This window comes from Bacteroidales bacterium, assembly GCA_021157585.1.
Lineage (GTDB): Bacteria > Bacteroidota > Bacteroidia > Bacteroidales > UBA12170 > UBA12170.
The window spans coordinates 1-5,614 of the sequence record JAGGWH010000108.1 but is presented as its reverse complement, the minus strand read 5'-3'; the positions used below and the strand labels follow the sequence as shown (position 1 = coordinate 5,614).

The window sequence follows — 5,614 nt, the reverse complement described above, 5'->3', positions numbered from 1 at the left end:
TATGGCGGTAGGGTTCACCTCTTCCCATTCCGAACAGAGAAGTTAAGCCTGCCTGCGCTGATGGTACTGCCCTAACAGGTGGGAGAGTAAGTCGTCGCCTCCCTTTTTTAAAATCGCCCCTTTTCCTCTGGATTTGGGGCTTTTTTTTGCCTTAAACTGAAATGTTTGTTGATACTTCTTAGGTAGTGTCCAATTAGGGGTACTATACTTTGCATTTTACTTTCTAGCAGTCGTTATTCTTCTGAGTTCACTGATTAATGTCTTTTTATTTTCCAAATCGGAAGAAGAATGTCCTGCATTCGTAATATTCAACGTTGAGTTCTTTAATTTGGAATGCAATCTGAACGCTTGTGTTGGAGGACAGATAAAATCATATCTGCCTTGTACTATTGAAGTTTGAATATTTGTAATTTTATTAATATTATTAATAATAAAATCTTCCGATAGAAAGCAATTATTTTTAATATAATAAGCTTCAAGTATCGCCATTGATTTAAATGAAAAGGTTTTTAATGATTCATCCGGGTCTGATATTTTATTTATTGTATAAAACGACATTTCATAATAAGCCCATTCATAAGCATACTTATTGCTAATCTCTTTATCATTAGATAACATTTTATCTAAATAGTAATTGACAGGGTTTTCTCCTTCGGGTACCAATTTTGCGAACCTTTCCCAAACATCTGGAAAGAAGTGTTTTATTCCACCATTTATATAATGGTCAAGTCCATATTTATTGGCTAGCCAAATACCCCGCAAAACTAAACCTTTAACACGTGCCGGAGAATGAATGGCATACACCAAAGCAAGAGTGCTTCCCCAAGAACCACCAAAAACATATACGCTTTTAAAACCTAAATCATCAAGTACTTTATTGATATCACCAATAAGGTCTAGTGTGGTGTTGTTCTCAATAGAACCAAATGGTTTGCTTCTGGATGATCCCCGTTGATCAAAGAAAATGACATTATATCTTTTTTTATTAAAAAATTGTTTGTCTTTATCTGAGAATCCTGCACCGGGTCCCCCGTGCAAAAACAATACTGGAATTCCATTTGGATTTCCATATAGTTCAAAATATAGGGAGTGATTATCTGAAACGTTAATATAGCCATTCTTATAAGCTTGATTATTATTTATTGTTGCCATAACTTAAGATTATATTATTTGATTTGATTACTTAGCATTAGCTAAAAAAAATTGAACAGCTGTAGTTACCAATTTAGTACTAAGACTTCGTGTATAAATACGATACATTAACAAGGGACTAATTTAGTAAATAAAAAAACAAATAGCTTTCCTCTATTTCGGATATTCAATTCTGATATGATAAATATTTAATAGAAACCGTTTAAAAATCTTCTTGGTAGTACTAATATCCCTAAAGGTAATATCAGAATTAATAAACTGATTAGCCTTAATTTGCTCATCTATAATTGTATCTACTAACTGACCAATATTATCTTCATCTGGTCTTGTGATGCTTCTAGAAGCAGCCTCAACTGAATCAGCCATCATCAGAACAGCAGTTTCGCGAGAAAAAGGAATAGGTCCATTATAGGTGTAGTCTTCCTCGTAAACAGCTTTTTCACCAAGATCTTTTACAGCATTCCGATAGAAATACTCCACACGTCTGTTCCCATGATGCGTTCGAATAAAATCAATAATGGGATCCGGAATATTATGCTTTTTAGCTAGTTGAATTCCTAATGCGACATGCCCTTTTATTAAACTAACACTTTCTTCATAACTTAGTTCATCATGAGGATTAAGCCCAGTAATTTGATTCTCTATAAAATAACGCGGATTATAAGTTTTTCCAATATCATGGTAAAGTGCACCAGCCCTAACAAGCAATGGATTCCCTCCTATTTCTTGAATAACTGCCTCAGACATATTCCCAACTTGAATACAATGTTGAAAAGTTCCCGGAGCCTTACGTGCCAAATCACGTAAAAGTGAAGAGTTCATATCTGATAATTCAAGCAGACTGATATTGGTCAATTGAGAAAATAGCTTTTCAAAGAAATAGATAAGCGGGAAAGAAAATAGTGTTAATATCGAGCTAATAGCAAATAAAAATACCGTAAAAATACTGAACTTCGCCAAGCCACCGTCCATAACAAGAAGAAGTATAAAATATACCAAGACATAACTCAAAAATATTAATAGAGATGTGATAAACACCTGTCCGCGTTTATGTAAATTTTTTACTCCCACAACAGCAACAATACCTACAATAATCTGCAAAAACACAAACTGAAATCCTCTGGGAACAAAAGCAGACATAATAAGAACAGTAATCAGATGTATTGTGAGACTGAGCTTTTCTTCAAAAAAAGAACGTAAAACCAAAGGCAATAATGCCAAGGGAAAAAGTAAAACATACTCGTTAGCAGTCTGAATTAAAATACTTAGAGGGATGACAACAATAAGGATAGAGCTTAATATAAGCATCACTTTTCTGCTATCGGTTAATATCTCCGGACTGAAATACCATATAAAAACTATGAGTAAACCTATAGAAAACAATACTAAAAGACTTTGTCCAAAAAGAATATTCTTAAACTTCTTTGAACCTCCAAACTGTTTATTAAACTCATTTTCCAGAGAAAATAGTATCTGAAATTTTGCAGCTGAAACCAATTCTCCCTTCGATAAGATGCGTTCTCCCTTTTGCACCAATCCTCGTGTTAAAGATAACTGGCTGAGTAAGCGTTTCTCTTCATTAACAGTGGTTTCGTGATTATAACTTAAATTTATAAATAAACTATTTTGCAGTACATCAAGAGCCAAACTCTTATCAATAGTATCTCTATTCTCAATTTCTGATTGATAATAAAGTTGAGCTGTTTGCAAAGTATAAACCTTTTTTAAACTAACTCTATTCGCATTATTTCCGGTAAGAATATTGATATATTGCTTATCGGGTACAATTTCTTTTGAACTAAGTATCCCTTTTGAAGAAACATTTTTAAATAACTGCTGAACTACACCGAATGTTCGTTCTTTCAACAATTGCTCTGAATTCTGATATTTAACTGTCCACTTATCTTCAAAATTATTTTTTAGTATCAGCTGCATAGAATCAGTTATATCCCTTGAGTAAGAATAAAACGGTATCAGCTGCTCCAAAACCTGATTTTTCTCTTTAGTTAACTCCTCATTAGTTTTCAAAATAGCAAAATCGAATGGAGCAATAAGTTCGCCATATGCCCATGGCAAACCTTGCACATATTGATAATTAAACCTAACTGTTTTTGGTAAGCTTATAACTATTACAGTTACAGTCAACAGTGTAATTAATACCCTATAGATAATTTGATAACGATAGCGAAAGAAGAATAAGATTTTATTAAAAAATTTCAAAATATACAGAGATAAAATGATTATTAGCTGAATTTATTTGCCTCAAAGTTCGGAAATAAAACCGACACCAACAATTTTAGCTAAATTTGTGAAAAAGATAAATATGTTACACTACGGATTTTGTCATTTAAGTGTTATTCCTGTTCGGGAAACACCATCAGATTTAAGTCAAATGACTACCCAACTACTTTTTGGAGATGTGTTTGAGGTGCTTGACACTAAAGACAACTGGCTTCAGATTAAAAATGCATTTGATAATTATATTGGATGGATTGACAACAAACAACAAATCGCAATTAGTATTGAAGAGTTCAATAAATTAAAAAACACCTTATATACAAATGATAAATCCGGAGAACTTATTCTGAATGGAGATTTTTATCCGGTATTACCCGCCAGCTCTTTTCCATCTATGAATTCATTTGAAGTTGGCGATTATAGGTTTGAGAATAGCTTATCGCTTAACTCATTTTCAGAGAAAAATAGCAATAAAATTACAACTATAGCCAAAACTTATCTAAATGCACCCTATTTATGGGGAGGGAAAACTCCTTTCGGTATTGATTGCTCTGGTTTTACACAAAGTGTTTACAAAATTGTAGGCATCAAGCTAAAGCGAGATGCTTCACAACAAGCAACACAAGGAAAAACACTAAGTTTTTTATCGGAGGCAAAAGTTGGCGACCTGCTTTTCTTCGATAATGAGGAAGAAAAAATAACACACGTTGGAATACTCCTCAACAACAATAAAATCATCCACGCTTCAGGAAAAGTGAGAATCGACACGATTGATCATCAGGGAATTTTTAATGAGGAAACAAAAAACTATTCTCACAAGTTAAGGTTGATTAAAACGCATAGCTAACACCCACCATTGCTCCAAATCCTTTTACAGGATAATTATACCATAACTCATAGTTCTGAGATAAGATATTATTTAAACTTATAAATGCATTTAGTTCTTTGTTAAAATAATAATTTGCACCTAAACTTAAATCGAACCAAGAATCAAGTTCATGTACATTTAAACCATCATTTGCCCAAACACTAGACTGACCTTTTAATGCCATTTTCAATTTTAAATTATCGTATAACCAATAATCGGCAACAATCCGGCCACTCCATCTCGGCTTATACCAAGCTTGTATTTCGTTTGTCATTGTGTATTGTTGATACATCATTTCCAAACCTACCAAAACATCAGCGATACTAAACTTTACATCTCCACCAATTTGGAACAAATCAACATCATCATAAATCAGTTTAAACTGATTGTTATAAAGTCCGCTTGTATCAGTGACAAAGAAAATATCGTTTTGCAAACTTTCTGTACTTCCCCACAAATGAATATCGGCTTTATTTAAAATATTTGCTCTTAAACCTCCTTTTAATCGGTAAGTACGACTTGTATATTCCAATGATTGAAATGCAGACATAAACGGATTTTCTCGACTAAGCGAATAATACGAAGGGCTGATTAAACCACCATCAAGCTGCACATAAACGTCTAAAATATTTTTAAACACATTAACATCTAAAGAGAAATCAGGATAAACTTTTATAGTTGATGTTGAATCCAAACCGGCACTAATAACACCACCTGCTTTAAAATCAAACCTATCGAACTGAATATTGTAAAATAACTGTAAATCTACTTTACCATGAAAAAACTGTTGAGGAACATTCAAAACCGTATTTACCGAATTTGGAGTTTCCTGCTGAGTGGTTTCTTCCCAATTTGTAATAGCAACTTCTGTATCTAAACCAACTCCCGTTGTTTGATTTCTTAAACCCAAGAAATCTATTGGCCGTTGATAAGTTCCACTTAAATTTATAATGTTCTCTCTATTATTAAATTTATCCCAAAAATATCGATACGAGCCATCTATTTTATAACTTTCCTTTTTTCTATTTACAGTACTTAATAGATTAAATTTTAAACCTGCATCAGAAAAAACTTGTTTGGAAATTGCTTTAAAATCGGGAGGTGTATATGGAACCAACCAATAATAGTCATCAGGATTTATTGTGAAATCATTGGGCATAAAACCATAGTAATGAAATGCATCACGTTGATAAAAGCCTGCTATCCAAAGCACATTCTTAGCTCCTATTTTCTTAGTCCAAACCTCAGCCCCACTTTTGCTAAAGCCTGAATACCCATAATCTTCTACCGAAGCTTTACTCGACAAATGTTTTATATGCAATCCCAAAGTAAAATTTCTATTTAATTTTCCGTTTA

General features: G+C 33.0%; 4 protein-coding genes and 1 rRNA gene. 2 read left to right on the top strand and 3 right to left on the bottom strand.

Annotation, left to right across the window (positions count from 1 at the left end):
- A 5S ribosomal RNA gene (gene rrf / locus J7K39_07740) occupies positions 1-103 on the top strand; the annotation flags it as partial.
- Between the two features lie 113 nt (positions 104-216).
- Here rrf and pip read toward each other — a convergent pair.
- Both pip and J7K39_07730 read right to left on the bottom strand, forming a co-directional pair.
- Positions 217-1,152 (bottom strand): prolyl aminopeptidase, encoded by a 936-nt coding sequence (gene pip / locus J7K39_07735; GenBank protein MCD6179780.1) that lies wholly within the window; start codon positions 1,150-1,152, stop codon positions 217-219.
- 153 nt (positions 1,153-1,305) lie between these two features.
- Complete coding sequence (locus J7K39_07730) at positions 1,306-3,297, bottom strand: HDIG domain-containing protein (GenBank protein ID MCD6179779.1); 1,992 nt, start codon at positions 3,295-3,297, stop codon at positions 1,306-1,308.
- Positions 3,298-3,475: 178 nt separating this feature from the next.
- Between J7K39_07730 and J7K39_07725 the strand changes: the two genes are divergently transcribed.
- Entirely contained in the window at positions 3,476-4,237 is a 762-nt protein-coding gene (locus tag J7K39_07725; GenBank protein MCD6179778.1) for a C40 family peptidase, read from the top strand.
- Here the strand turns inward: J7K39_07725 and J7K39_07720 are convergent.
- A partial coding sequence (locus J7K39_07720) for a hypothetical protein (protein ID MCD6179777.1) occupies positions 4,221-5,614 on the bottom strand: 1,394 nt, incomplete at its 5' end. The genes J7K39_07725 and J7K39_07720 overlap by 17 nt on opposite strands.